Raw genomic sequence first — 24200 nt, 5'->3', positions numbered from 1 at the left:
AGCCTATTTCCCGGCCTTCACCTCGGCGGCTGCGACCGCGATCAGCTCGTTCATCTTGCCGCGAATCGCCTGTTCGGTGACGATCAGGTTCTTGGCGGCGAAATCGGCCATGATCTTGCGCAGGACGTCGCCGGCTTCCTCGAAATCGGCCGCGACGACCTCCTTGGCATAGGCGGTGGCGGCTTCGCCCGTGATTCCGAGCTTTTCGGCCGCCCACAGCCCCAGCAGCCGGTTACGGCGGGCCTCCGCCCTGAATTTCTGCTCCTCGTCGAGGGCAAACTTCTTCTCAAAGCCTTCCTCGCGCTTGTCGAATTCGCTCATGAGTCTTCCGTTTCCCTGCTGGCTGGATGTGGCGACCCTCGTTGCGAGGGACCTGCCGCATGCCTAGATAGGGGGCAGGAATTGGCGAAACAACGAGCCGTAAAGCCGCAGGCAAGGCGGTATAAGTCAGCGTCGGATGGGCCGGATCGATTGTGCTGGGACCGCCAATCGGATAGGTTGCCTAAAGGCTTGGTTCCTGTTCTGTTTCCTTGGAATTTTCCTTGAGTTTCAGATGGGTTCCGGGTCGTTCACGGCAGCTCCGCTGTGGGTCGTAACCTGGTAATCGGAGCACACCAAATACATGGATTTCAACAAAACACGGTACATCCCAATGAGCCGTCGGCGTCGCATTTATGAAGGCAAGGCAAAGGTTCTTTACGAAGGTCCGGAGCCCGGTACCCTGATCCAGCACTTCAAGGATGACGCCACCGCGTTCAATGCGAAGAAGCATCAGGTGATCGAGGGCAAGGGTGTCCTCAACAACCGGATCTCGGAGTACCTGTTTCAGCACCTCAACGACATCGGGGTGCCTACCCACTTCATCCGCCGGCTCAACATGCGCGAGCAGTTGATTCGCGAGGTCGAGATCGTGCCGCTCGAGGTGGTGGTGCGGAACGTCGCCGCCGGCTCGCTGTCGCAGCGCCTCGGCATCGAGGAGGGCACCCAGCTGCCCCGTTCGATCATCGAGTTCTACTACAAGAACGACCAGCTCAACGACCCCATGGTGTCGGAAGAGCACATCACCGCCTTCGGCTGGGCCACGCCGCAGGAGATCGACGACATCATGGCGCTCGCCATCCGCGTCAACGACTTCCTCACCGGCCTCTTCCTCGGCATCGGCATCCGCCTCGTCGACTTCAAGATGGAGTGCGGCCGGCTGTTCGAGAATGAGATGATGCGGATCATCGTCGCCGACGAGATCTCCCCGGATAGCTGCCGTCTCTGGGACATCAAGTCGAACGAGAAGCTCGACAAGGACCGTTTCCGCAGGGATCTCGGCGGCCTGCTTGAGGCCTACACCGAAGTTGCAAAACGCCTCGGCATCCTCATGGAGAACGAGCGCCCGCAGGGCTCCGGCCCGGTGCTGGTGAAGAGCTGAAGAGGATTGTGACGTGAAGGCACGTGTTACCGTTACCCTGAAGACCGGCATCCTCGATCCGCAGGGCAAGGCGATCGAAGGCGCGCTGAAGTCGCTCGGCGTCGACGGCGTCGCCAGCGTGCGGCAGGGCAAGGTGTTCGACATCGAGCTCGCCGGCGCCGACAAGGCCAAGGCGGAAGCTGCGCTGAAAGACGCCGCCGACAAGCTGCTCGCCAACACCGTGATCGAGAACTATCGGGTCGAGATCGTCTGAGACTGCCTCATCCGCGGCCCATCCTTCGAGACGCCCGCCTTTAAGTCTTAGACCCGCCCGCGCCATTCGGAAGCCAGCGTCGTTCTTCGGTTGTCCAGGCGTTGCGGACGACCCGATGCCGGCTTCCGTTGGTTCGCGGCCAGTTCGAACGTTATACAGCGACAACTATTCCAATAACTCCCGTCACGAGGCCGAGACCTCCTATGATGCTATTGAGGAGATTGGTTAGGTCACCGTTGGCCTTGGCTTGAGCCGTCCATGACCACGCGGCTACGATATTCGGCCAGTTGTTGCGTATCGCGTCGTTCTGCCCTTCATTGTCCCAGTCATCATCGCGAGAACCCGATTCAAATGTCCCCGAGACATGCCCCTGATGCTCGAACGTATAGACAATGTTCCTTGAGTCTTTTACGGCCCACACCAGCTGCATGTTGTATTCGAGGGCTCCGGAATCGTGGAAGTGGCCGGAGAAGCTGAAGGTGCCGTCATTCCGAATCGTGAGGTGAGCATGTCCTCCGACTGCAACGCCGCTATCAAACACGATCGGATTCCAGTCGAAGTCCAATTGCGTGGGGGGCGGAGCCGGTAATGCGGGGTACAGCTGGAATCGCTGCCATGAGCTTCCATCGTACCAGAATGCATCCTGTACGGAATCGTCCGCCCCGATCCACCAGACCTCCATGCTATTTGGAATGCGTGAGACAGCGGCAATGCCGCGGTTTGACGACGCGCTGCCGGGCGGTGCCAACTGAAAGATCTGCCAAGAGCTGCCGTCGTACCAGAAGGCGTCGTTGACCGAGCCGTCGCCGCCGACCCACCAGAGCTCCATGCTGTTCGGAATTCGCGAGACGGCGGTAATGCCGCCATTCGACGACGCGCTGCCCGGAGGGGCCAGTTGGAAGCGTTGCCATGAGGCTCCATCGTACCAGTACGCATCCTGCACTGAATTGTCTGCCCCGATCCACCACACCTCCATGCTGTTCGGAATTCGAGAGACGGCGGTGATGGCGCCATTCGACGAAGCGCTGCCCGGCGGCGCCAACTGGAACGTTTGCCACGAGCTTCCGTCGTACCAGAAGGCATCGTGCACGGAGCCGTCGGGCCCAATCCACCAGACCTCCATGCTGTTGGAAATTCGCGAGACGGCACTGATGCCGCCGCTCGGGGATGCGCTGCCCGGCGGCGCCAACTGGAATCGCTGCCACGGATTGCCGTCGTACCAGAAGGCGTCATTGACCGAGCCATCGGGCCCGATCCACCAGACCTCCATGCTGTTGGGAATGCGCGAGACAGCCGCAATGCCGCCATTCGGGGATGCGCTACCCGGCGGCGCCAGTTGGAACGTTTGCCATGAACTGCCATCGTACCAGAAGGCGTCGTTGACCGAGCCATCGGGCCCGATCCACCAAACCTCCATGCTGTTGGGAACGCGCGAGACGGCCGCAATGCCGCCATTCGGCGATGCGCTACCCGGTGGCGCCAGCTGAAACGTCTGCCATGAAGCGCCATCGTACCAGAAGGCGTCATTGACCGAACCGTCGGCCCCGATCCACCAGATCTCCATGCTGTTTGGAATGCGTGAGACTGCCGCAATGGTCTTTGAATACGACATGTTACAACTCCTGAAATTGATGCAACCTGCAACGCCCTCCCCCTGCAGGCTTCCGGATGGACTTGCCAAAATTATTTCGTAACGATCCTCGCGGGCGGCCTCGCGATCACCTTCGCCACCTGCCTGTGAGCTTCTGGTCGAGGACTTGTTGGTGCGATAACGGTTGCCGCTGCTGGCGGCTTCCTCGCCGATTTTGAAGCGGTTCCTGCCGGGCTTCGCCGGGCCACCATCGAACTCTCCGCTGCAGCGTCGCGCACTTTAGCGGCATGTGGCTTGACGATGGGCTTTGCCGCCTGTGCGTCAATTGTCGCTGCAGGCCGGCCAATCAATGTTGCCGGCGCCGGCGCTTTGACTCCTCTCTTTGAAGCTGTCCCGCTTGGAACGCGAGAAGCTGGTGCTGAGGTCTGCAGGGCCATTCGACACTCCTTTTCAAAATTGCTACCTTAGGGTGAACAGTATGACGTCTTCGACAGCGTAAGTGTGAGTTGATTCACAGTTGACGGTGAAGTCTTCGCCCGTTGTCATCACCATGCAGTGATGGTCCATTCACGCTAGTTCTCGTGACTCTTTCATCACCAATTGAAGCGGTGCTCTTTGCTGAAATTTTAATGGACGAAGCTGCTGTGGCGCGGCTGCTCGCCGCCATCCGTCCAACCGGGCGGCAAGTCCAGCCAGGTGATGTCATCGCGACAATGGATGGAGTGGAGCCGGCGGGTTCCGCACGTCCACTATGCAACAAGAGATCTCAACGGCTCGTTGATCAATCCGCCAATTCCAGTTCGCCAAGTGTCACACTGGTAGTGACGCAATCGGGCGATTGCTCTTCGCACTCACAGCCAACCCACGTGGCGGAAGCGCCAGTACAGGCCGGCGCAGGCGAGCGCCATCATTCCCATCACGACGAAGTAGCTGTACTCCCATTGCAGCTCGGGGATGTATTTGAAATTCATCCCGTAGATGCCGGCGACGGCGGTCGGCACGGCGATGATGGCAAGCCATGAGGCCAGCTTCTTGGAGACCGCGGTCTCCTGGGCCTGGCCGACCAGAAGGCTTGCCTCGAAGGCGAACGCCAGCACCTCGCGCATCGAATCGATACGCTCCTGAATGTTGCGCACATGATCGGTAACGTCGCGAAACAGCGGCCGCATGGTCGCGCGCACCATCGACAAATTGTCGTGCTCGAGCCGGCGGCAGACTTCCACCAGCGGTCCAATCGCGTTGCGTAGTCGCAGCAGATCGCGGCGAAGCATATAGAGCCGTTCGATCTGTTCCCGCGTCATCGGATTGGCGAGCACGTCGTCCTCGATCTGTTCGACCTCCTCGTGGATCGTTTCCAGCACGGGTGAATAATTGTCGACGATGAAATCGAGGATGGCGTAGAGGATGTAGTCCTCGCCGCGGGCAAGGGCGCGGGGACAGCTCTCACTGCGTGCACGCACCGCGGTATACGACGTCGAGGCGCCGTGGCGCACCGAGACCAGATAACCTTCGCCGACGAACAGATGGGTCTCCCCAAAGGCGATCCTGCCGTCGATCAATTGCGCCGTGCGCGCGACGATGAACAGGCCATCGCCATATTGTTCGATCTTCGGCCGCTGATGGGCGTTGTTGGCGTCCTCAATCGCGAGGTCGTGCAGGTCGAACTGCTTCTGCACACCGATCAGGAGCTTCAGGTCCGGCTCATAGAGTCCGATCCAGACCACGTGACCGGGCTTGGCACGCCAGCTCGCGGCCTCCTCGATGGCGATATTGGCAACGCGGCGGCCGTCGACATAGGCGCCCGCCGCGATCACGCCTTCGGCGGGGAGCGGCTCGGAGGGAGATGTGGGCAGCGACGGGACATTCATGGCTTTGATCCCGGGCAAAATCGTTGGCAGGAGCGCTGTGGTCATGGCCTGTGTACAAGGCCGCCCGGCAAGGCTAGCACTGGTAAAATCCCCGTCAAATGGCTATGTCTGCTGACGAATTGGCCCTTTGGCCAGCCCGATTCCCGTCACCGTCGGAACCCGAAGCATGAGAGCCGCCATCCTCGTCTTTCCCGGAATCAACCGCGAGCGCGACATGGCGCGCGCATTGAGGTTGATCTCCGGCAACGAGCCCGCGATGGTCTGGCACGCCGAGACCTCGCTGCCACCAGGCACCGATCTCGTAGTGGTGCCAGGCGGCTTCTCTTACGGCGATTATCTGCGCTGTGGAGCGATTGCGGCGCGGACGCCAGTGATGGATGCGGTGCGCGACTATGCGGCCAAGGGCGGCCTCGTGCTCGGTGTCTGCAACGGTTTCCAGATCCTGTGCGAATCCGGCCTGCTGCCGGGCGTGCTGATGCGCAATGCGCGGCTGAAATTCATCTGCAAGGACGTGCATCTGCGCGTCGAGCGCTCCGACACGCCGTTCACCCGCGGCTACAATGCCGGCCAGGTGATCCGCGTCCCGGTCGCGCATGGCGAGGGCAATTACGAGGCGGACGAAGAGACCATCAAGCGCATCGAGGGCGAGGGGCGGGTGCTCTACCGCTACTGCTCGGCCGACGGTGCGGTCGACGAGAGCCACAACATCAACGGCGCGGCGCATTCGATCGCCGGCCTCGTCAACGACAAGGGCAACGTGCTCGGCATGATGCCGCATCCCGAGAACCACGTCGAAGACATCATGGGCTGCACCGATGGCCGCGGCCTGTTCGCAGGACTCACCGCGCATCTGGAAAAGGCCGAGTGATATCGTTCGTGGGGTGAGCGTGCGCTTGCCGCGTGCGCGCAGGATTTCCCAAAGCGTCCAGCGCGACCTTCGACAGCACGCTCTCGCCGAGGAGCACGGAGTCCCAAGCCGATCGGCATGCGCGGAAAAAGGAAGCCGTCGCGCTAAGCGTTTGCCTGCAGTGCCGGCTTCCGCTTCACCCGCTTGATCGTGCCGGAGAAGGTGAACAGCGGCCGGCCGGCTGAGGTCAGCTTGCCGCGCAGGAAGATCAGCGAGCCGCCCGCGCGGGACACTTCGCCGGTGCATTCGACTAGCTCGCCCTCGCGCGCCGCGTCGAGGAAATCGCAGGCGAAATTGGTGGTCACGGCCGGGCCATCCAGCTCGTGGGTCGCGATCGCGAACAGGCAGTAGTCGGCGAAGGCCATGAAGCAGCCGCCATGGACGTTCCTGGCGCCGTTGAGGTGCTTTGTCTCGACCCGGAAGGCACAACGGACGCTGCCGTCGTCCTCGATCTTGTGCCAGAACGGCCCGATATGGCTCTCAAAACTGTCGCGAATCCAGGTCCGCCAGCCCTTGAACTCGCCCTCGGTGGCGACGTGCAGGTCGGGGCGGCGGGTGGTGGGGACCTTGGTCAATTCGTGCAAGGAAATGGGCCTTCAATTGCGGGTCTTTAGCCCTTAAATCCGATCCGTCAGCGCCTTGCAATTCCTGTTCCCGCATCCCCCGGCCGCAAAACGTGGGACAGCGGGAAAATGCGCCATAAAGGGCTTTTCGTGAGCCCCCGATGTTCCTAAGAACGGCCAAACGCCCGCCGAAAGCCCTGAAACCATGAAGAACGAACCCAAGATCACCCTCGAACTGGTTGCCGCTCACGGGCTCAAGCCCGACGAGTACGAGCGCATCCTGAAGCTGATCGGGCGGGAGCCGACCTTCACCGAGCTCGGCATCTTCTCGGCGATGTGGAACGAGCACTGCTCGTACAAGTCTTCCCGCATCCATCTGCGCGGGCTGCCGACCAAGGCGCCCTGGGTGATCCAGGGGCCCGGCGAGAATGCCGGCGTGATCGACATCGGCGATGGCCAGGCCGTGGTCTTCAAGATGGAGAGCCACAACCACCCGAGCTACATCGAGCCCTATCAGGGCGCGACGACCGGCGTCGGCGGCATCTTGCGCGACGTCTTCACCATGGGTGCGCGCCCGATCGCCTGCCTGAACGCGCTGAGCTTCGGTGCGCCCGAGCACGCCAAGACCCGGCATCTCGTCTCCGGCGTCGTCGCCGGTGTCGGCGGCTATGGCAATTCCTTCGGCGTGCCAACGGTCGGCGGCCAGGTGCGCTTCCACACCCGCTATGACGGCAACATCCTCGTCAACGCGATGGCGGTTGGCCTCGCCGACGCCGACAAGATCTTCTATGCGGCCGCCTCCGGCGTGAACATGCCGATCGTCTATCTCGGTTCCAAGACGGGGCGCGACGGCATTCACGGCGCCTCGATGGCCTCGGCCGAGTTCGACGACAAGTCCGAGGAGAAGCGCCCGACGGTGCAGGTCGGCGATCCCTTCGCCGAAAAACTTCTGCTCGAGGCCTGCCTCGAGATCATGGAGAAGGGCTGCGTCATCGCGATCCAGGACATGGGCGCGGCGGGCCTGACCTGCTCGGCGGTCGAGATGGGCGCCAAGGGCGACCTCGGCGTCGACCTCGATCTCGACGCGGTGCCGACCCGCGAGACCGGCATGAGCGCCTACGAGATGATGCTCTCGGAGAGCCAGGAGCGCATGCTCATGGTGCTCAAGCCCGAGAAGGAAAAGGAAGCCGAGGCGATCTTCAAGAAATGGGGGCTCGACTTTGCCGTGGTCGGCTACACCACGCCGAGCAAGCGTTTCGTGGTCAAGCATGGCGGCGACGTCATGGCCGACCTGCCGATCAAGGAGCTCGGCGACGAGGCGCCGCTCTATGACCGTCCGCATGTTCCCTCCGCCGCACTGCCGATCGTGCATGCGCGCGACGTGCCGGCGCCGATGGCGCTCGGCGCGGCGCTGGAGAAGCTGATCGGCACGCCCGACATGTGCAGCAAGCGCTGGGTCTGGGAGCAGTACGACCACGTCATCCTCGGCAACACCATGCAGCACCCCGGCGGCGACGCCGCGGTCGTGCGCGTGCAGGACGGGCCGAAGGGCCTGGCGCTGACCGTCGACGTCACGCCGCGCTATTGCGAGGCCGATCCTTACCAAGGCGGCATGCAGGCGGTGGCGGAAGCCTGGCGCAACATCACGGCCGTCGGCGGCAAGCCGCTCGCGATCACCGACAATCTCAATTTCGGCAATCCCGAGCGCCCCGAGATCATGGGCCAGTTCGTCGGCTGCCTGAAGGGCATCTCGGAGGCCTGCCGCACGCTCGACTTCCCGGTCGTCTCAGGCAACGTCTCGCTCTACAACGAGACCAACGGCCGCGGGATTTTGCCGACACCCTCGATCGGCGGCGTCGGCCTGCTCGACGACTTCACCAAGTCGGCCTCGCTCGCCTTCAAGGCCGAGGGCGAGGCGATCCTCCTGATCGGCGACACCCATGGCTGGCTCGGCCAATCCGTTTACCTGCGCGACATCTGCGGTCGCGAGGAGGGCGCGCCGCCGCCGATCGACCTCGCTGCCGAAAAGCGCAACGGCGACTGCGTGCGCGGCATGATCCATGCGGGCACTGCGACCGCGGTGCACGATCTCTCCGACGGTGGCCTGCTGATCGCGCTCGCCGAAATGGCGATGGCGGGCGGCATCGGCGCAAAGCTGCTGGCGGCGCCGACCGCGCTCGTGCCGCAGGCCTATTGGTTTGGCGAGGATCAGGCGCGCTATCTCGTCACCGTTCCGGAAACCGAAGCCGGCCGCGTGCTCGCCAAGATGCGCGGCTGCGAGGTGCCCTGCGTGCGGATCGGCACCACCGGTGGCGATGCGATCGCGATCGCGGGCGAGACGCCCGCGTCGATCGACGCGTTGCGGACGTCGCACGAGCGTTGGCTGCCGGAGTACATGGGCGGCAAGGCGGCGTAAGCCTCCTTCCCAAACTCACAGCACCTTCGTTGCCCCGGGGATCTGGCGCAAGGCGCGCGTCAGCGCCCAACTGAACGCGACTGTCAGCACGAATCCAACCGTCGCCTTGATAATCGCTGGCAGGTCATAGTCGAACAGCAAGTATTGCAGCCAAAGCGCGATCGGGTAGTGCACCAAAAACATGCCATAGGCGTCCGCCTGCATCGGATCGAGTAGTCTGGCCGAACCTGATTGTTTGAACCTCTGGAAGAAGGCCAGGATCAGAAACATGATGGCCACGCTGAAGACAGCGAAGCAGATGGCATAGAGCCCCTCATACCAGTTCGGCTGCGGTGACGGATTTCCCAGTATTTCGCGCTTGATGTAGATCAGTACCCAGAGCAGGCAATACGGAACGATTGCCAAGACCATCCAGTCCCAGCTGACCTTCGCCATCCGGCCGTCAGCCGCGAGCAGTCCGCGGTCGATATTCGCGACGCCGATGCCGGCGCCGAAAAAGAAGTAGCTCGCATAGAGCAGCACGCGCCCGTGCTGCACCGAGAACGGCCCGAACTCGAACCAGCGGCTTGGCCCAAAATACATCAGCCCGGGAACATAGAACGCCGCGGTGACGGCAAGCATGACCGCGAAGAACACCGCGGGCCGGCGGCGGCCGTGCAGCGACAGGCGATTGATTGGATCGAGCAGGTTGGGTGACAGTCGATGCAGGATGCAGGCAACCACGTCGAAGCCAAGCAGGACCCAGAGGAACCAGATCGGCCCGCTCGGCCACGGGCCCTTCGTGACCATATTCCACCAGTACTCCGAGAAGCCGATCTCGGGATTTTGCCGGAGCGAGATGGCGTAGTAGGCGAGCGGAATGATCGTGAATGCGCAGATCACGAACGGCAGCCCAAGCCGCAGCAGGCGATCTGTCAAATAGCTCAGCGCTCCCTTGCGGGCGATGCCTGACCACGCAAACAAGCCCGACAAGAAGAAGAACATCGCCATGAAGAAGCTGTCGGTGGCGAGTACGACCATGTCGAAGCCGAAGAAGAACTTCGGGTCGGTGTGACCGAAATAGGTATAGGGGATGACGGCGTGGTGCAGCAGCACCACCAACGTCAGGAAGGTTCGGGCGCGATCCAGCGACAGGTTGCGCGTCTTGCTTTTTGGCGAGGCATGCGCTTCGGCGCCAATCGTCGCTGACTGTGAGATCGTGCTCATGGTGGCCCCGGTTCTGTCTCTGTTCCTGCACGATTCTGCCGCCTGGAACCGGATTCAGCAAGGGCAGTTTGGGCCATTCGTTGCTTCCGACCGGCATCCTCAGGAACCGGCTCAGTGTGGTGAAGTTAGCGTTCACGAAATGGTTGAGGGCCGCCCGCCAAAAGGCCGCACAGACGCGTCGGAGCTGGCGATGACCATCCTGAAATGGGCGCTGATCTTCCTGCTGATCTCGATCGTGGCAGGTGTGCTCGGCTTCACTGGCATCTCGGCCGCCTCCGCCGATATCGCCCGCTTCCTGTTCTACGTCTTCGTCGTGATCTTCCTGGTGCTGCTGATACTCGGGCTCACGATATTTAGAGCGTAGCGGGCCGTCGCGCTGCTCTCAATTGCGCGTGAACGGCATGACGCGGGCCATCAGCTCGGCCAGGAATTCATCGGAGCGATCGAACGGAATGAAATGGTCGCCGCCGCGAACCCAGGCAAATTCCTTATGCGGGGCGGTGATCTCTTTGAAGTATTGCTCGACAGGTTCGCCCGGCGTCACGCCATCCGCATCGCCCTGGATGAAGAACATCGGGATCGCAAATTCGAACCCGATCGAGGCCATGTCGCTTTGAAACATCGGCCCGTTCCGTCCGGTCAGATATCTGGCTGAGAAGACGGCGCCCCTCCACCAATTGTACAAGTCGAGCAGCGATACATCCGGCATGAAGAGCGGCTGGACGGGACCGGCGAGCTGGAAGCCATCGGCGGGCGGCAGGCCCAGCGCCTGTCTCCATTTGTCCGCGATCAGGCGATTGTCCGGGGTGAGGGCCGGGTGTGACGCCATTGGCGTCAGCTCCGCAAGCGCATCGCGATCATTTTTGGACTGCGCCAGCGCTTGCAGGCGCGCGATCATCAGCGCGAAGGCTTTCTCGAAGGTCGTCCTGCCAACCACTTGGCCCGTGCCGACATAGGCCGAGAACAGATCGGGGCGTTGCTTCACGATGTGAATGCCCAGAAACGAGCCCCAGGAATGCCCGACCAGAACAATTTTGTCCTTGTGCAGATGCGCCCGCAGGTATTCGGCCAGCTCGACGCCATCCTGTGTCATCCGCTCCAGCGTCATGGTTGGCGCGAGCGTATCCCCGGCCGCGCCATAGGTGCGGCCGGTGCCGCGCTGGTCCCACTGTACGACGGTGAAATGCTTCTCCCAGGGACGCCAACCCGACGAGATCGGCAAGGTCGTCCCTCCGGGGCCGCCGTGGACAAACAGGAGAACCGGGTTATCCCGATCCTCGCCGCGGATTTGAATCCATTGCTTGATGCCGCCGATGTCGACGAACGCGCCCTCCTGCACGCCGGCAGGCGAGCGGATCGCGAGAGTTTCGGCAGCAAGATGCTGGCGATAGGCGCGAAAACCCAGTCCGGCAGCGGTCAATGCGACGAGGACGCCGGCCAATCCCAGCAACGCAACCCCAATCAGTCTTGCGGCCTTGCGCGGCATCTCGTGCCTTGTGTCGACTGAGGGGAGGCGACCTGATGGTCGCCCCTGCGTCGCGGCGCCAGCGAGCTTAGCCCACTTCCTCGATCTTCACCTTGTCCGGATAGAAGGCAAGATGGCCTGATATCTCCGTCATCGCGGGGAAAGGAGTCTCATAGGTCCAGATGGCGTTGTCGAGCGTCTTGCCGTCGGCCTTGATGCTGTAATAGCTGGCGTCCCCCTTGTAGGGGCAGTGGGTGGTGCGCTCGGTGCGCTCCAGCAGCGCCATATTGGCGTCCTCGCGCGGCACATATTGCACCGCCGGATATTTGGCCTCTTTCAGCGTCAGCGCCCTGGTGCTCTCGGCAATCACGATGTCGCCCGCCGTGACGCGGACGCGTCGGGGGTTTTGGGTGATGGTGATGGGGTGGTCGGGGCCCGGAAGCTTCATGATTTCATGCCTTTTCGATCAATCTGCCGCGCGCGGCACTTTGTCGTGCCTTTATCCTGATGGGATCAGGGATATAGTGCCTGAAGGCGTGACGTAGAAGGCCGTTCACGCTAAGTTTGGCCCTGCCGGTCCGGGGACCCCGGCAAGCGATTCGACGCCGAGGCCGCAGAGCCGACATTTAGGAGCAAGACCCGAATGCCCATGGACGCCCACGATATCGAGGCGATGATCAAGGCAGCGATCCCCGATGCCGAGGTGACCATCCGTGACCTCGCCGGCGATGGCGACCACTATGCCGCGACCGTGATCTCGGAATCCTTCCGCGGCAAGTCCCGCGTCCAGCAGCACCAGATCGTCTATCGGTCCCTGCAGGGCCAGATGGGCGGCGTGCTGCATGCGCTGGCGCTGCAAACCGGCGTACCCGGCACCTGACCTGATCGCGCGACGGGGGACGCGAATGGCTGCGGACAATCCGCGCGGCGCGATGTTTCGCGTCATCCAGCCGAACCAGCACAGCCGCGTCACCAATGCCGAGCTGTTCTTCGACCTCGTCTTCGTCTTTGCGGTCACGCAGGTCTCGCACACGCTGCTGCACCAGTTCACGCCGCTCGGCGCGGTGCATGTCACGGTGCTGTTTCTCGCGGTGTGGTGGGTATGGGTCTATACCGCCTGGGTCACCAACTGGCTCGATCCGGATCTGACGCCGGTCCGCATCCTGATCTTCCTGATGATGCTGGGCGGCCTCGTGCTGTCGACGACGATCCCGACCGCGTTCGAGGGGCGGGGCCTGTGGTTCGCGATCGCCTATGCGACCATGCAAGTGGGGCGCACCGCCTTCTGGCTGTTGGCGACCCCGCGGCATCGAACCGCCGTCCGGCACAACGCGATCCGCATCCTGACATGGCTTTCAATCTCCGCGGTGTTATGGATCGCGGGCGGCCTGTCCGAGGGAGCGGCGCGGCTATGGCTGTGGATCGCAGCGGTCAGCTGGGAGTACATCGCGCCCACGGTGCGCTTCTGGGTGCCGAAACTGGGCTTCTCGTCGGTCGAGGCCTGGCGCGTCGAGGGTGGCCACATGGCCGAGCGCTGCTCCCTCTTCGTGATCATCGCGCTCGGGGAGGCCGTTGTCGTCAACGGTGCGACCTTCGCCGAACTGGACTGGACCGGGGGCAACATCCTGGCCTTCGTCTCCGCGCTCGTCGGCAGCATTGCGATGTGGTGGATCTATTTCCACAAGGGAGCCGAGGCCGGCGCCGAGCTGATCTCGAAGACCGCCGATTCGGGCCGGCTGGCGCGGCTGGCCTATACCTATCTGCACATGCCGATCATCGCTGGCATCATCCTGACCGCGGTCTCGGACGAACTGGTGCTGAAACATCCGACCGGCCATTCCGATGTCAGAACGATCGTGAGCACGATCGGTGGTCCCTTGGTGTTTCTGGTCGGCACCATCCTGTTCAAGCACGCGATCCGCGGCTTCCTCCAGCTCTCCCACGGCATCGGCATCATTCTGCTGCTGGCGCTGTGGTGGTTCGCGGCAGATCTCTTGCCGCTCTGGCTGTCGGTCGCGACGAGCGTGATCATGATTGTCGTCGCGGTGTGGGAGTCGGTGTCGCTGGGATCAAAGCCGGAAGAGGCCGAGGAGCAGTGAATCTGGCGCGGCCTGAGCAAGCGCCTCGTCCATCGAGACGACCGCTGCGCGGTCTCCTCAGGATGAGGCTTATCAGCATTGGCGCCCGTTGAAACTCGTGCCGCGCACTCCATCCTCATCCTGAGGAGCCCGCCCAAGGCGGGCGTCTCGAAGGATGCGCCACAAGCGACGGCCGAAGCGTTTACTCCGCCGCCTCCAACGCATGCACCGAGAACATCTTCGCTGCGTCCGTCCAGCTCTCGCGCACCCGCCAGCCGGCGCCTTGCGCCAGCCCGGCAAAACGCTCGAGGCTGTATTTGTAGCTGTTCTCGGTGTGAATGCTCTCGCCCGGACGGAACGAGAAGCTAGTGCCGAGCAGGCGCACGATCTGGCTCTTCCGGCTGATCAGGTGCATCTCGATGCGGTGCCGCGCGTGATTGTAGATCGCGCCATGGGTGAAGGCGGAGAGGTCGAAATTGCCGCCGAGCTCGCGGTTGATCCGCACGAGCACATTGAGGTTGAAACGTGCGGTGACGCCTGCCGCGTCATTGTAGGCGGCGTGGAGCAGGCGCTCCTCTTTCTCCAGGTCGGCACCGATGATCATCTGCGCGCCCCGGCCCAGAATAGCGCGCGCGCTCTTCAGGAAAGCCTGCGCCTCATGCGGCTCGAAATTGCCGATGGTCGAGCCGGGGAAGAAGCCGACCTTGGGCATCGTCGCAACCGCCTTGGGCAGCTCGAACGGCGTGGTGAAGTCGGCGGCTACCGGATAGATGCCGAGTGAGGGGAAGTCTCGCTTGAGCCCGTTGGCCTGCGCTTTCAGGAAATCGCCTGAGATATCGACCGGGACATAGGCTGCGAACTTGCAGTGGTTCAGCAGCAGACGGACCTTCGTGGTCGCGCCTGCGCCGAACTCGACCAATGCCGCATGCTCCGGAATGATTTTTGCGATCTCGCTGCCGCGCTCCTTCAGGATCGCAAGCTCGGTGCGCGTCGGATAATATTCGGGAAGGCGCGTGATCGCCTCGAACAGCTCCGATCCGGTCGCGTCATAAAAATATTTCGGCGACAATTTTTTCGGCTGCTGCGAGAGGTCCTCAATGGCCTCGCGGGCGAAGGCGGTCGTCTGTTCGTCAGGCAGATGGGCTTCGGCCAAAGCGCTGGCGTGCACATTCATGATACTCTCCTGAACGCGCTGTCCGGCGCGTATTTGTCGTCGGATAATTTTTACTCGTAGTCAGCGAGCCGCAGTCCGGTGAACTGCCAGCGGTGGTGCGGATAGAAGAAATTGCGATATGTGACACGGCTGTGACCGCCAGGCGTCGCAAGTGAAGAGCCGCGCAGCACCAGCTGGTTGATCATGAACTTTCCGTTGTACTCGCCGAGTGCGCCCTCGATGGCGCGATAGCCGGGATAGGGTGAGTATGAGCTGCGCGTCCACTGCCAGACGATGCCGAAGGCGTCGTTGAGCTCGCCGGCGCGCGCGACGACCTCCCATTCCATCTCGGTCGGCAGGTGTTTTCCGGCCCAGCGCGCGAACGCATCGGCCTCGTAATAGCTGACGTGGCAGACCGGTACGTCGGGATCGACCGGCTTGAGGCCCGCGAGCGTCATCACCTGCCACGCACCATCGACCTCGCGCCAATGACCCGGCGCTTGCCAGTCTTCCTTGCTGGCTGCGGCGAAGCCGTCCATCAGCCACAGCGTTGCCGTCCGGTACCCGCCGTCACGCATGAAGGCGAGCCATTCGCCATTGGTCACGAGATTGCGGGCGAGCTTGACCGGGCCGACGAGCGCGCGATGCGCGGGTTTTTCGTTGTCGAAATGAAAGCCGTCGTCGACATGGCCGACGGTGTGGATGCCCTCGTTCAGCGTCAGCCAATCCTCACCCGTGCGCGTCGCGGCCGGGAAGCGCCAGTCCGGGTCGTAAGCCGGATAGACCGGGTTCTGCGCGAAGGCGTGCAGGATGTCAGTGAACATCAATTCCTGATGCTGCTGCTCATGGTTCAATCCAACCTCGACCAGCGGCGCGATCTCGCGGAGCTTGTCCTCGCCAGCCTCGCGGAAGAAATTGACGACGGCCGCATCGACATAGCGGCGATAGGCGCCGACCTCGTCGGCGCTGGGCCGGGTGACGTCGCCGCGATGATTGCGGGCATGGCGGGGGCCGGCGCTGACGTAATAGGAATTGAACAGGAAGGCGAAGTCGGGGTGGAAGGGCCGGTAGCCAGGGGCGTGCTCGCCGAGCAAGAACTGCTCCCAGAACCAGGTGGTATGCGCCCGGTGCCATTTCGCCGGGCTCGCATCCGGCATGGACTGAATCTGCTGGTCCTCCGCCGACAGCGGCGCGGCCCGGCGCTCGGTCTCGTCCCGGACAGCAACAAACGCGTCTTCCAGCCTCTGGGCGAGGCCGCCCGGGTCGGCCAACAATGACGAAAGCGGCGGACTGGCCGTAGCGGATGCTTGTTTCGTCACGTTTTTCTCCAGACAGCACAAGAGAACGTCGTTGGCGAGACCCGGTTCCAAAACCAAGGTTCGTCCTAGATAGGGGCTCCGTTACGGTATGAAAGTCCTCCCCGGTGATGATATTCATGCCATCATGCAATGGGGCCGGGTCCATCAGGCCCGGCCGCCCAGGGGCCGTTCGCCGCCATTTTACTTTGGATGCACAACGGTTTGGGCTACCTATATAGGCAGGTATCGGGTTAAATCGGCTGAGCCTGCCCGAATTGGCTGTTAAGGGCTCCGCCCCAAAAGGACACGGATATGAGCATCGAGGAATTCATCGCCAACGAAGTGAAGTCGAACGACGTGGTTCTGTTCATGAAAGGTACGCCGCAATTTCCGCAGTGCGGTTTCTCCGGCCAGGTCGTCCAGATCCTCGACCACATCGGCGTCGGCTATAAGGGCCTCAACGTTCTCGAATCCGCCGAACTGCGTAACGGCATCAAGGAATATTCGAACTGGCCGACCATCCCGCAGCTCTATGTGAAGGGTGAGTTCGTCGGCGGTTGCGATATCGTCCGCGAAATGTTCCAGGCCGGCGAATTGCAGCAGCTGCTCTCCGAGAAGGGCGTCGCGGTCGCGGCCTGATACGTGACGGTGCTGATGCGCCAGATCGGCGGCGTCCAGCTTGAAATCATCGTTGCTGACATCACAACACTGAGCGTTGACGCCATTGTCAACGCCGCCAATACGTCGCTCCTTGGCGGGGGCGGCGTGGACGGTGCAATCCATCGCGCGGCGGGCCCCGAGCTCGTCGCCGAATGCCGCATGCTCCATGGCTGCAAGACCGGCCACGCCAAAATCACCAAGGGGTATCGGCTCAAGGCCACGCATGTGATCCATACCGTCGGACCGGTCTGGAACGGCGGCACGATCGGCGAGGACGACCTGCTCGCCTCCTGCTATCGACGGTCGATGGAGCTGTGTGGGAAGCACAAGCTGACCTCGGTGGCGTTCCCCGCGATTTCGACCGGCATCTATCGTTTTCCAGCCGACCGGGCGGCCGAGATCGCCGTCCGCACGACCGTCGAGATGTTGCTTATTGCGCCATCCGTTGGTCGGGTCGTTTTCTGCTGCTTCTCCGAGCCAAGCGCCAAGCTCCATGCCGAGGCGCTTGCGGTACGGCAGCCCTTGTGCCTGATGACGCCGTCAGTACACTCCGTCCAGCCAACTTCCGGGGAGGGGTTATGATTTTACGTTTTGGACGATTTGCCTTGGTCTGCGGTGCGCTTGTCTCGTTTGGGACGATGTCGCTTGCGCGTGCGGAAGGCACCTATGAGATTCCGGCCGGCGCGCATTTCAATCAGGACAAACTCGCGAAGGTCAGCGAGTTCTTCAAGAACGAGGTCGCGACCGGCAAGATCGCCGGCGCAACCGTGCTGATCAAGCAGGGTGGCAAGCCGGTCTATCACGAGGCCTTCGGCGTGCAGGATGTCGTCAGCAAGGCGCCGATCACCGACAAGACGATCTTCCGCCTGTTCTCGATGACCAAGGCGATCACCTCGGTGGCCGCGATGAAATTGGTCGAGGACGGCAAGATCAAGCTCGACGATCCCGTATCCAAATACATCCCGTCCTTTGCCAATGTGAAGGTTGGCGTCGAGAAGAAGGCCGAGGACGGCACCAAGTCGCTCGAGCTCGTGCCCCCGAACCGGCCGATCACGGTGCACGACCTGATGACGCACACCTCGGGCATCACCTACGGCTTCTATGGCGACAGTCTGGTCCGCAAGGCCTATCGCGACGCCAAGATCTATGACGGCGATTTCGATCTTGCCGAGTTCGCCGAGCGCATCGCAAAGCTGCCGCTGCACAACCAGCCGGGCGCACTCTGGCAATACGGCCATTCCACCGACATTTTGGCCCGTGTCATGGAGGTCGCGGTGGGCAAGCCGCTGCTCGATATCGAGCAGGAGACGCTGCTCGGTCCGCTCGGCATGGTCGACACCGGCTTCCTCGTCACCGATCCAGGGAAGCAGAAGCTGTTGGCGCAGCCAGTGCCGAATGACGCCGATTTTCGTGTTGGCCGCATCAATGATCCGATGGTCGTCAAGAAGATCCAGTTTGCCAGCGGCGGCATGGTGACGACCATGGCCGATTACGAGCGCTTCGCGCAGATGCTGCTCAATGGCGGCTCGCTCGACGGCAAGACCATCCTGAAGCCCGAGACGTTCAAGCTGATGGTGACGGATCAGGTCGGCCCCGGCTCCGGCGTCGATCGCGATTATTTCTATTTCCCTGGCGACGGCTTTGGCTTCGGGCTCGGCCTTGCCGTCCGCACCGATCCCGGCAACGCAAAACCACCGCCGCCCGGCGATCTCGGGGAATTGAAGTGGGACGGCGCCTCCGGCTGCTATTTCGTCATCGATCCCAAGCAGGACATGTTCTTCGTGCTGCTGGAGCAGACCCCGACCGAGCGCCAGCGCATCCAACGGACATTGAAGCAACTGATTTATGAAGCCATGGAGAAGTGACATGTTCGGGCGCCGCGCGCTTCTCGCGGCGCTCGTCCTTTTGTTCAACGTTGTCGGTGCGCAGGCGGGCTCCGAGGGCCGCGCGCACAACTTCACGCCCGACGGCCTGGCGAAAGTCTCCGACTACATCAGGAACGAGATCGCGACCGGCAAGATTCCGGGTGCGATCCTCTTGCTCCAGCAACACGGCAAGCCTGTCTATTACGAGAATTTCGGCGTCCGCGACGTCGCAACCGAGATCTCGATGAGCGCGGACACGATCTTCCGGCTTTATTCGATGTCGAAGCCGGTCACTTCTGTCCTGGCGATGATGCTGGTCGAGGAGGGCAAGCTCGCGATCAATGATCCTGTCTCGAAGTACATTCCGGCTTTTGCTGGCATGAAGGTCGGCGTGGAGAAGAAGGCCGAGGACGACAAGATCTCGCTGGAGCTGGAGCCGCTCAATCGCCCAGTGACGATCGAGGATTTGATGCGCCACACCGCCGGAATCCCCTATGGCTATTACGGCGGGGGCCTGGTGAACAAGCTCTATGCCGACGCCGGTCTGTTCCACAACAGGGATCTGACCAACGCCGAACTCGTCGCGAAGATCACCGCGCTGCCGCTCGCCGAGCAGCCCGGGACGATCTGGGATTACGGCCACTCGACCGATGTGCTCGGCCGCATCGTCGAGGTGATATCGGGCAAATCGCTGTTCCAGTTCGCGAAGGAGCGGCTGCTCGATCCACTCGGGATGAAGGACACCGCGTTCTATGTCGCCGATCCCGCCAAGTGGCCGCGCATCGCCGAGCCGATGCCGGAGGACCGCGCGATCAGCCCGATGACGCAGGTCCGCGATCCCCGCAAGCCACTGAGGTGGGAGTCGGGCGGCGGCGGCCTCGTCGGCACCATCAGTGACTATGCGCGCTTCTCACAGATGCTGCTCAACGGCGGCACCCTCGATGGCCGACGCTACCTGAAGCCGGAAACCCTCGCCTTGATGGCGTCGGATCACCTCGGTCCCGAAACCCATGTTGAGCGCGACAAGAACTATTACCCGGGCGAGAGCTCGGGCTACGGCCTCGGCTTCGCCGTGCGCACCTCGGTGCCGCCAGGCACGTCGTGGCCGCTCGGCGAATATCGCTGGGACGGCGTCGGCGGCACCTTCTTCTTCATCGATCCCGAAGACGATCTGTTCGGGATATTCATGGTGCAGACCCCGTCGCAGCGCGGCCGGATCCAGCTCGCGCTGAAGACGCTGATCTATCAGGCGATGGGGCGGTAGATTCTTGTTTTGGCGCGTTACGCGCCGCGCACGATCTCTCTGACGTGGCCGATCGTCTCCTCGATCTGGCTCGCATTGACGTCGAGATGGGTGCAGGCGCGGATGCGGCCGTCCATCATCGCAAGCGTCACGCCGCGTTGGCGCAGTGCGGCAACCATCTTGTCGCCCGCGATGCCGGCGCCGTCGGGCTTGAAGAACACGAGATTGGTCTCGGGCTCCTGCACCTCGACGCCCGAGATCTGCGACAGGCCGCGGGCCAGAGCCCGCGCATTGGCGTGATCGTCGGCGAGGCGCTCAACGTGGTGGTCGAGCGCGTAGATGCAGGCGGCCGCGCAGACGCCGGCCTGCCGCATCGAGCCGCCGAGGCGCTGCTTCCATTGCCAGACCGCATCGATGAAGGCGCGGGTGCCTGCGAGCACGCCGCCGATCGGCGCGCCCAGGCCCTTGGAGAAATCAATCCAGGCCGAATCCCAACCGGCGGTCATATCGCGCGGCGAGATGCCGCTCGCGACGGTCGCATTCAGCAGGCGCGCGCCGTCCATGTGGGTGACGAGGCCATGTTGCTTGGCGATCGCGACGATCTCGTCGAGCGCGGCCTTCTTCCAGATCGTGCCGCCGCCGATATTGGCGGTCTGCTCGACGCTCACGACGGTCTGCGTCGGCTGGTAGCGCGTGCGCGGATGCAGGGCCTTGCGGAACGTCTCCGGCGTGAACTGGCCGTCGGCGCCCTTGAGCTGCGTCACCTGGAAGCCGCCGATCGCGGCATGCGCGCCGCCTTCGCGGGCGATGATATGGGCGGTCTCATGCGCCAGGATCTCGTCGCCTGGACGGCAATGCACCAGCGTCGCGGTGACGTTGCACATCGTGCCCGAGGGCATGTAGACCGCCGCCTCCTTGCCCATCAGCTCGGCGACGCGCTCGCACAGCGCATTCACGGTCGGGTCGTCGCCGACCTGCTCGTCGCCGACCTCCGCCCGCGCCATCGCCTCGCGCATGGCGGCCGTCGGCTTGGTCTGTGTATCCGACAGCAGATTGATGCGCACCGGCGGCGCCTTGGGATCGATCGGAGGAGGGGTGTAGAGCATGGGGCTGTCTCGTCATTTCATCTAGTCGAACAGTTGCGACGTCTCGCGTGCGTGTCCCGATGATCCGTACTAGCCACGCGAACGTTGAGCGACGCGCTGTCGGGCGGCGAGGAGGATTACCTCTGGCGTGTCGGCTGTGAAGGTATTGCAATCAGGCAGAGCGAACAGCCCCCGATATCGGCAGACCTGCTCGTCGCGGGAGAGGGTCTCCCACGCTCGAAGCGACGCTTCAGTCGGCGTTGCCGAAGGCAGCGCATTGGCGAGCTGGTCGTCCATGCGAGACATTGATGGCATGCTAGCAAACAAAAAGGCCCCGGTGAACCGGGGCCTTTGAGCGATTGATTTGCCGAACTATCAGCGCGAATAGAATTCGACGACCAGATGGGGCTCCATCTGCACCGGGAACGGCACGTCGGAGAGGCCGGGGATGCGCACGTACTTGGCGGTCATCTTGCCGTGGTCGACTTCGAGATAGTCGGGGGTATCGCGCTCGGGGAGCTGGCTCGCCTCGAGAACGTGGGCAAGCTGCTTGGAGGCTTCCTTGACCTCGATCACGTCGCCGACCTTGATCTGGTAGCTCGAGATGTTGACCTTGCGGCCGTTCACCTTGATGTGGCCGTGGTTGATGAACTGGCGGGCGGCGAAGATCGTCGAGACGAACTTGGCGCGGTACACGATCGCGTCGAGACGACGCTCGAGCAGGCCGATCAAATTCTCGCCGGTGTCACCCTTGAGGCGGCTCGCCTCGACATAGATGCCGTGGAACTGACGCTCGGAAATATTGGCGTAGTAGCCCTTCAGCTTCTGCTTGGCGCGCAACTGCACGCCGAAGTCGGAGAGCTTGCCCTTGCGGCGCTGGCCGTGCTGGCCGGGGCCGTATTCGCGGCGGTTGACGGGGCTCTTCGGGCGGCCCCAGATGTTCTGGCCCATACGGCGATCGAGTTTGTACTTCGCCTCACTGCGCTTGGTCATCGCGTCCTCTATAGGTTCATGGTTTGAGGAAACGCGCCCTCCTGGGTGACGGGCTAGCCCGGCACTGACAGGTCCGATCCCCAAAGCTTGAAGGGACAGGACCACGGGTCGCGAAACGCTTCGCGGGCCGAAATCGGCCCGCGAGCAGGGGGCTTTTAGGAGAGTTTGGGTCGTTCTGTCAATGCGAATGGCCGCGACATCAGGTCCCGACCGCCCGGATCGGCTTGGCGCCGGCCACCCGTAATTCGGCAGCGATTTCAGTGTTCAGGACTTGTTCCAGCCGGGTCAGGACCCGGGCAATCGGGGCGGCGTCGGTGACCCGATGATCCCAGCGGATCACGACATGGATGGTCTGGTCCGGCGCGACCACCCCATAGCTGACGATGAAGGGGCCGGGCGTCACAGGGTGGAGCTCGCCGCCGCCATAGGCGGCCACCGAGCTCACCGCGAAACTGCCGAACCAATTGCCCCTCTGCCGGCCAAAATTCAGCCCCACCGCCCAGGACAGCCGCCGCAGCGGCAGTGGCAGGCGGGTCGCCCGCATGATCTTGCGGAACATCGGGACGTCGTCGATCGGCGCCGTCTTGGCGCGCCGGATCTCGGCATCGATCGCGGCCAGCGCCATGGCTTCCGGGGCCGCGATTCGCTGGGGCATCACGCATTCCTCACCGTCCTCGACCCGGGCGATGGCGATCAGCGCCACGCTCTTCGGCAGCTCGTAGAGCGACGGCCAGGGCCATTTGGCATAGACGGTGCGCAGGACCGGCTCGTCCCTGGCGACCAGGGCGAAGGCCTTGACGAACATCGCGGCCCAGCCGGCGGGCGCCATCGCGCCTGCGCGGGCCTCCAGCAGGGGCCGGATATTGAGCGGGCGGGACAGCGAGACGAACGGCACGTCCATCGACGCGCGCATGAGGTCGATGATCAGGCGGCGCGGCAGCGAAATGGTCTTGGATTTCCCGCGCATCGCTCTCCGGTTCCCGCGGATTAAAATATGGGCAGCAAGCGGGCTCCCGCTCGCCGTCTGCTCTAGCACGAACCAACCCGGTTGGGAGCGGATCGGTTCGGCCTTATCAGAGGGCCGGCGAGGCCAGCGGCTTGGTTTTGTCGACGACGTAAATTCCAAGTACTTTCAATGATTTATCGCCATTGGCCTTGGCATCGTGGACGACGCCTGACGGGATTTGATAGGAATCACAGCCTTCAGGGTCTTGTCCGGCTGCCCCTCGACGAGAAGATTGAGCTCGCCTTCCGGCACGTAGCCCGTCTCAATTCCGGGATGGGTGTGGCGTCCGGCCGCGCCGCCCGCCGGCAAGGTGGCAATCGGCCTGTTCAGCGCTTGATACCGTCGAACGCCGCCATGATGCCGCGCTGGAACAGCGACCAGTCGAAGCCGAGTGCGATCGCGCGGTAGCCGCGGTCGATCAAGGCGTTGGCCTGCTCGGCGGTGCGCGCCACGCCGCCGATCGGGACGCCGCTCTTGAGAATGCCGGCTTCAGCGCGGGCGACCAGTTCGAGCAGCTCGGGATCGTCCATCTGACCGCGCTTGTTGATGGACGTGGCGAGATCGCCGGGGCCGATGACGGCGACGTCGATGCCCGGTGTTGCCATGATCTCGTCGATGCGGTTGACCGCGTCGACATGCTCGATGGTGATCATGCAGAGCATCTCGTCGTCGGCTGACGCCATGTAGTCCGGCATCGACTGGCCCCAGCGGAACGGCGCGTGGAACGGGCCCCAGAGACGATCGCCGCGCGGCGGATAGCGCACGCTGCGCACCGCCTTCTCCGCCTCGCTGCGGTTCGTGATCATCGGGAAATTGATGCCGAAGGCGCCGATGTCCATCGGCGCTTTCGCAAGCCACGGCTCGTTCGCCGCGATCCGCACCAGCGGCGTGCACGGCGTGCCCGTCGTCGCGGCAATCATCGCATGCGCTTCGGTCAATCCAATCGGGCCGTGCTCGAGATCGACGATGATCCAGTCGAGCGAGCGCGCCATGATCTGCACCATCTGCACGCTCGGGATCGTTGCGATCGCGCCGAAGGCGGGGCGTCCCTCGCTCCATAATTGGCGGAGGCGATTGAGCGGCGTTGCGGGGACCGGCATGAGATGACCTTGCGCAAGATGACGACGGCG

At 63.0% G+C, this 24200-nt stretch carries 24 protein-coding genes and 1 pseudogene; 11 read left to right on the top strand and 14 right to left on the bottom strand.

Going from position 1 to position 24200, the window contains the following annotated elements; translation table 11 throughout:
* Nucleotides 1-3: 3 nt before the first annotated feature.
* Nucleotides 4-321: a DUF1476 domain-containing protein gene (locus tag ACP2YP_RS26425; RefSeq protein WP_426419196.1), complete on the bottom strand. Its 318-nt coding sequence runs from the start codon at nt 319-321 to the stop codon at nt 4-6.
* Between the two features lie 331 nt (nt 322-652).
* Between ACP2YP_RS26425 and purC the strand changes: the two genes are divergently transcribed.
* Both purC and purS read left to right on the top strand, forming a co-directional pair.
* Nucleotides 653-1420 (top strand): phosphoribosylaminoimidazolesuccinocarboxamide synthase, encoded by a 768-nt coding sequence (purC, locus tag ACP2YP_RS26420; RefSeq protein ID WP_173015815.1) that lies wholly within the window; start codon nt 653-655, stop codon nt 1418-1420.
* A 13-nt stretch (nt 1421-1433) separates the two neighbouring features.
* Entirely contained in the window at nt 1434-1673 is a 240-nt protein-coding gene (gene purS / locus ACP2YP_RS26415; protein WP_148773046.1) for a phosphoribosylformylglycinamidine synthase subunit PurS, read from the top strand.
* Between the two features lie 151 nt (nt 1674-1824).
* On the opposite strand, the gene ACP2YP_RS26410 is transcribed toward purS, so the two are convergent.
* Together ACP2YP_RS26410 and ACP2YP_RS26405 are read right to left on the bottom strand one after the other, a co-directional pair.
* Entirely contained in the window at nt 1825-3285 is a 1461-nt protein-coding gene (locus ACP2YP_RS26410; protein WP_426419195.1) for a hypothetical protein, read from the bottom strand.
* Between the two features lie 830 nt (nt 3286-4115).
* Nucleotides 4116-5132, bottom strand: a complete 1017-nt coding sequence (locus tag ACP2YP_RS26405; protein WP_426419194.1) for a magnesium and cobalt transport protein CorA — start codon at nt 5130-5132, stop codon at nt 4116-4118.
* 166 nt (nt 5133-5298) lie between these two features.
* On the opposite strand from ACP2YP_RS26405, the gene purQ reads away from it, so the two are divergent.
* The gene (gene purQ / locus ACP2YP_RS26400) at nt 5299-6000 is read left to right on the top strand and encodes a phosphoribosylformylglycinamidine synthase subunit PurQ (RefSeq protein ID WP_426419193.1); all 702 of its coding nucleotides are present in this window, start codon (nt 5299-5301) and stop codon (nt 5998-6000) included.
* Nucleotides 6001-6143: 143 nt separating this feature from the next.
* Here the strand turns inward: purQ and ACP2YP_RS26395 are convergent, their stop codons facing one another.
* Complete coding sequence (locus tag ACP2YP_RS26395) at nt 6144-6623, bottom strand: PaaI family thioesterase (protein WP_426419192.1); 480 nt, start codon at nt 6621-6623, stop codon at nt 6144-6146.
* Between the two features lie 184 nt (nt 6624-6807).
* Here ACP2YP_RS26395 and purL point away from each other — a divergent pair, with 184 nt between their 5' ends.
* Complete coding sequence (gene purL, locus ACP2YP_RS26390; protein WP_426419191.1) at nt 6808-9018, top strand: phosphoribosylformylglycinamidine synthase subunit PurL; 2211 nt, start codon at nt 6808-6810, stop codon at nt 9016-9018.
* A gap of 15 nt (nt 9019-9033) precedes the next feature.
* On the opposite strand, the gene ACP2YP_RS26385 is transcribed toward purL, so the two are convergent.
* Nucleotides 9034-10224: an acyltransferase family protein gene (locus ACP2YP_RS26385; RefSeq protein ID WP_426419190.1), complete on the bottom strand. Its 1191-nt coding sequence runs from the start codon at nt 10222-10224 to the stop codon at nt 9034-9036.
* A gap of 190 nt (nt 10225-10414) precedes the next feature.
* On the opposite strand from ACP2YP_RS26385, the gene ACP2YP_RS26380 reads away from it, so the two are divergent.
* Nucleotides 10415-10588, top strand: a complete 174-nt coding sequence (locus ACP2YP_RS26380) for a DUF1328 domain-containing protein (protein ID WP_027548646.1) — start codon at nt 10415-10417, stop codon at nt 10586-10588.
* An 18-nt stretch (nt 10589-10606) separates the two neighbouring features.
* Here the strand turns inward: ACP2YP_RS26380 and ACP2YP_RS26375 are convergent, their stop codons facing one another.
* Nucleotides 10607-11710 carry an alpha/beta fold hydrolase gene (locus ACP2YP_RS26375; protein WP_426419189.1) on the bottom strand — a complete coding sequence of 368 codons (1104 nt, stop codon included), beginning with the start codon at nt 11708-11710 and terminating at the stop codon, nt 10607-10609.
* Between the two features lie 67 nt (nt 11711-11777).
* A complete protein-coding gene (locus ACP2YP_RS26370) occupies nt 11778-12137 on the bottom strand; it encodes a DUF427 domain-containing protein (protein WP_426419188.1) in 360 nt (119 codons plus the stop codon).
* A gap of 195 nt (nt 12138-12332) precedes the next feature.
* Here ACP2YP_RS26370 and ACP2YP_RS26365 point away from each other — a divergent pair, with 195 nt between their 5' ends.
* Together ACP2YP_RS26365 and ACP2YP_RS26360 are read left to right on the top strand one after the other, a co-directional pair.
* The gene (locus tag ACP2YP_RS26365) at nt 12333-12569 is read left to right on the top strand and encodes a BolA family protein (protein WP_015685068.1); all 237 of its coding nucleotides are present in this window, start codon (nt 12333-12335) and stop codon (nt 12567-12569) included.
* A 25-nt stretch (nt 12570-12594) separates the two neighbouring features.
* Entirely contained in the window at nt 12595-13788 is a 1194-nt protein-coding gene (locus ACP2YP_RS26360; RefSeq protein ID WP_426419187.1) for a low temperature requirement protein A, read from the top strand.
* A gap of 181 nt (nt 13789-13969) precedes the next feature.
* Here ACP2YP_RS26360 and egtD read toward each other — a convergent pair whose 3' ends face one another.
* Together egtD and egtB are read right to left on the bottom strand one after the other, a co-directional pair.
* Nucleotides 13970-14941, bottom strand: coding sequence for an L-histidine N(alpha)-methyltransferase (gene egtD, locus ACP2YP_RS26355; RefSeq protein ID WP_426419186.1), 972 nt, complete (start codon nt 14939-14941; stop codon nt 13970-13972).
* A gap of 50 nt (nt 14942-14991) precedes the next feature.
* A complete protein-coding gene (gene egtB / locus ACP2YP_RS26350) occupies nt 14992-16290 on the bottom strand; it encodes an ergothioneine biosynthesis protein EgtB (protein WP_426426275.1) in 1299 nt (432 codons plus the stop codon).
* A 240-nt stretch (nt 16291-16530) separates the two neighbouring features.
* Here egtB and grxD point away from each other — a divergent pair, with 240 nt between their 5' ends.
* From grxD to ACP2YP_RS26330, 4 genes are read left to right on the top strand one after another with little or no spacing between them, the layout of a single operon-like run.
* Entirely contained in the window at nt 16531-16857 is a 327-nt protein-coding gene (gene grxD, locus ACP2YP_RS26345; protein WP_314960361.1) for a Grx4 family monothiol glutaredoxin, read from the top strand.
* 3 nt (nt 16858-16860) lie between these two features.
* A complete protein-coding gene (locus ACP2YP_RS26340) occupies nt 16861-17460 on the top strand; it encodes an O-acetyl-ADP-ribose deacetylase (protein ID WP_426419185.1) in 600 nt (199 codons plus the stop codon).
* Entirely contained in the window at nt 17457-18743 is a 1287-nt protein-coding gene (locus tag ACP2YP_RS26335; RefSeq protein ID WP_426419184.1) for a serine hydrolase domain-containing protein, read from the top strand. The genes ACP2YP_RS26340 and ACP2YP_RS26335 overlap by 4 nt, the downstream gene beginning before the upstream one ends.
* A 1-nt stretch (nt 18744) precedes the next feature.
* Entirely contained in the window at nt 18745-20007 is a 1263-nt protein-coding gene (locus tag ACP2YP_RS26330) for a serine hydrolase domain-containing protein (protein WP_426419183.1), read from the top strand.
* 17 nt (nt 20008-20024) lie between these two features.
* Here the strand turns inward: ACP2YP_RS26330 and ACP2YP_RS26325 are convergent, their stop codons facing one another.
* From ACP2YP_RS26325 to ACP2YP_RS26305, 5 genes and pseudogenes are all read right to left on the bottom strand, one after another.
* Nucleotides 20025-21092: a threonine aldolase family protein gene (locus tag ACP2YP_RS26325; protein WP_426419182.1), complete on the bottom strand. Its 1068-nt coding sequence runs from the start codon at nt 21090-21092 to the stop codon at nt 20025-20027.
* A 354-nt stretch (nt 21093-21446) separates the two neighbouring features.
* Complete coding sequence (gene rpsD / locus ACP2YP_RS26320; RefSeq protein WP_426419181.1) at nt 21447-22064, bottom strand: 30S ribosomal protein S4; 618 nt, start codon at nt 22062-22064, stop codon at nt 21447-21449.
* A gap of 199 nt (nt 22065-22263) precedes the next feature.
* On the bottom strand, nt 22264-23031 hold the full coding sequence (locus tag ACP2YP_RS26315) for an acyltransferase (RefSeq protein WP_426419180.1): 768 nt from the start codon (nt 23029-23031) through the stop codon (nt 22264-22266).
* A gap of 106 nt (nt 23032-23137) precedes the next feature.
* Nucleotides 23138-23388 (bottom strand): annotated as a pseudogene (locus tag ACP2YP_RS26310) (cupin domain-containing protein); the annotation flags it as partial.
* Between the two features lie 8 nt (nt 23389-23396).
* The gene (locus tag ACP2YP_RS26305) at nt 23397-24170 is read right to left on the bottom strand and encodes an HpcH/HpaI aldolase family protein (RefSeq protein ID WP_426419179.1); all 774 of its coding nucleotides are present in this window, start codon (nt 24168-24170) and stop codon (nt 23397-23399) included.
* Between the last annotated feature and the right edge of the window lie 30 nt (nt 24171-24200).

The organism is Bradyrhizobium genosp. A, assembly GCF_049949275.1.
In the GTDB taxonomy this organism is placed as follows: Bacteria; Pseudomonadota; Alphaproteobacteria; order Rhizobiales; family Xanthobacteraceae; genus Bradyrhizobium.
The sequence above is the reverse complement of the archived record's forward strand: the minus strand, read 5'-3'. Positions and strand labels throughout refer to the sequence as shown.

Coding starts and splice junctions, on each gene's coding strand:
- ACP2YP_RS26425 (WP_426419196.1), bottom strand. CDS start 321: ATGAGCGAATTCGACAAGCGCGAGGAAGGCTTTGAGAAGAAGTTTGCC.
- purC (WP_173015815.1), top strand. CDS start 653: ATGAGCCGTCGGCGTCGCATTTATGAAGGCAAGGCAAAGGTTCTTTAC.
- ACP2YP_RS26410 (WP_426419195.1), bottom strand. CDS start 3,285: ATGTCGTATTCAAAGACCATTGCGGCAGTCTCACGCATTCCAAACAGC.
- ACP2YP_RS26405 (WP_426419194.1), bottom strand. CDS start 5,132: ATGAATGTCCCGTCGCTGCCCACATCTCCCTCCGAGCCGCTCCCCGCC.
- purQ (WP_426419193.1), top strand. CDS start 5,299: ATGAGAGCCGCCATCCTCGTCTTTCCCGGAATCAACCGCGAGCGCGAC.
- purL (WP_426419191.1), top strand. CDS start 6,808: ATGAAGAACGAACCCAAGATCACCCTCGAACTGGTTGCCGCTCACGGG.
- ACP2YP_RS26385 (WP_426419190.1), bottom strand. CDS start 10,224: ATGAGCACGATCTCACAGTCAGCGACGATTGGCGCCGAAGCGCATGCC.
- ACP2YP_RS26380 (WP_027548646.1), top strand. CDS start 10,415: ATGACCATCCTGAAATGGGCGCTGATCTTCCTGCTGATCTCGATCGTG.
- ACP2YP_RS26375 (WP_426419189.1), bottom strand. CDS start 11,710: ATGCCGCGCAAGGCCGCAAGACTGATTGGGGTTGCGTTGCTGGGATTG.
- ACP2YP_RS26370 (WP_426419188.1), bottom strand. CDS start 12,137: ATGAAGCTTCCGGGCCCCGACCACCCCATCACCATCACCCAAAACCCC.
- ACP2YP_RS26365 (WP_015685068.1), top strand. CDS start 12,333: ATGCCCATGGACGCCCACGATATCGAGGCGATGATCAAGGCAGCGATC.
- ACP2YP_RS26360 (WP_426419187.1), top strand. CDS start 12,595: ATGGCTGCGGACAATCCGCGCGGCGCGATGTTTCGCGTCATCCAGCCG.
- egtD (WP_426419186.1), bottom strand. CDS start 14,941: ATGAATGTGCACGCCAGCGCTTTGGCCGAAGCCCATCTGCCTGACGAA.
- grxD (WP_314960361.1), top strand. CDS start 16,531: ATGAGCATCGAGGAATTCATCGCCAACGAAGTGAAGTCGAACGACGTG.
- ACP2YP_RS26335 (WP_426419184.1), top strand. CDS start 17,457: ATGATTTTACGTTTTGGACGATTTGCCTTGGTCTGCGGTGCGCTTGTC.
- ACP2YP_RS26330 (WP_426419183.1), top strand. CDS start 18,745: ATGTTCGGGCGCCGCGCGCTTCTCGCGGCGCTCGTCCTTTTGTTCAAC.
- ACP2YP_RS26325 (WP_426419182.1), bottom strand. CDS start 21,092: ATGCTCTACACCCCTCCTCCGATCGATCCCAAGGCGCCGCCGGTGCGC.
- rpsD (WP_426419181.1), bottom strand. CDS start 22,064: ATGACCAAGCGCAGTGAGGCGAAGTACAAACTCGATCGCCGTATGGGC.
- ACP2YP_RS26315 (WP_426419180.1), bottom strand. CDS start 23,031: ATGCGCGGGAAATCCAAGACCATTTCGCTGCCGCGCCGCCTGATCATC.
- ACP2YP_RS26305 (WP_426419179.1), bottom strand. CDS start 24,170: ATGCCGGTCCCCGCAACGCCGCTCAATCGCCTCCGCCAATTATGGAGC.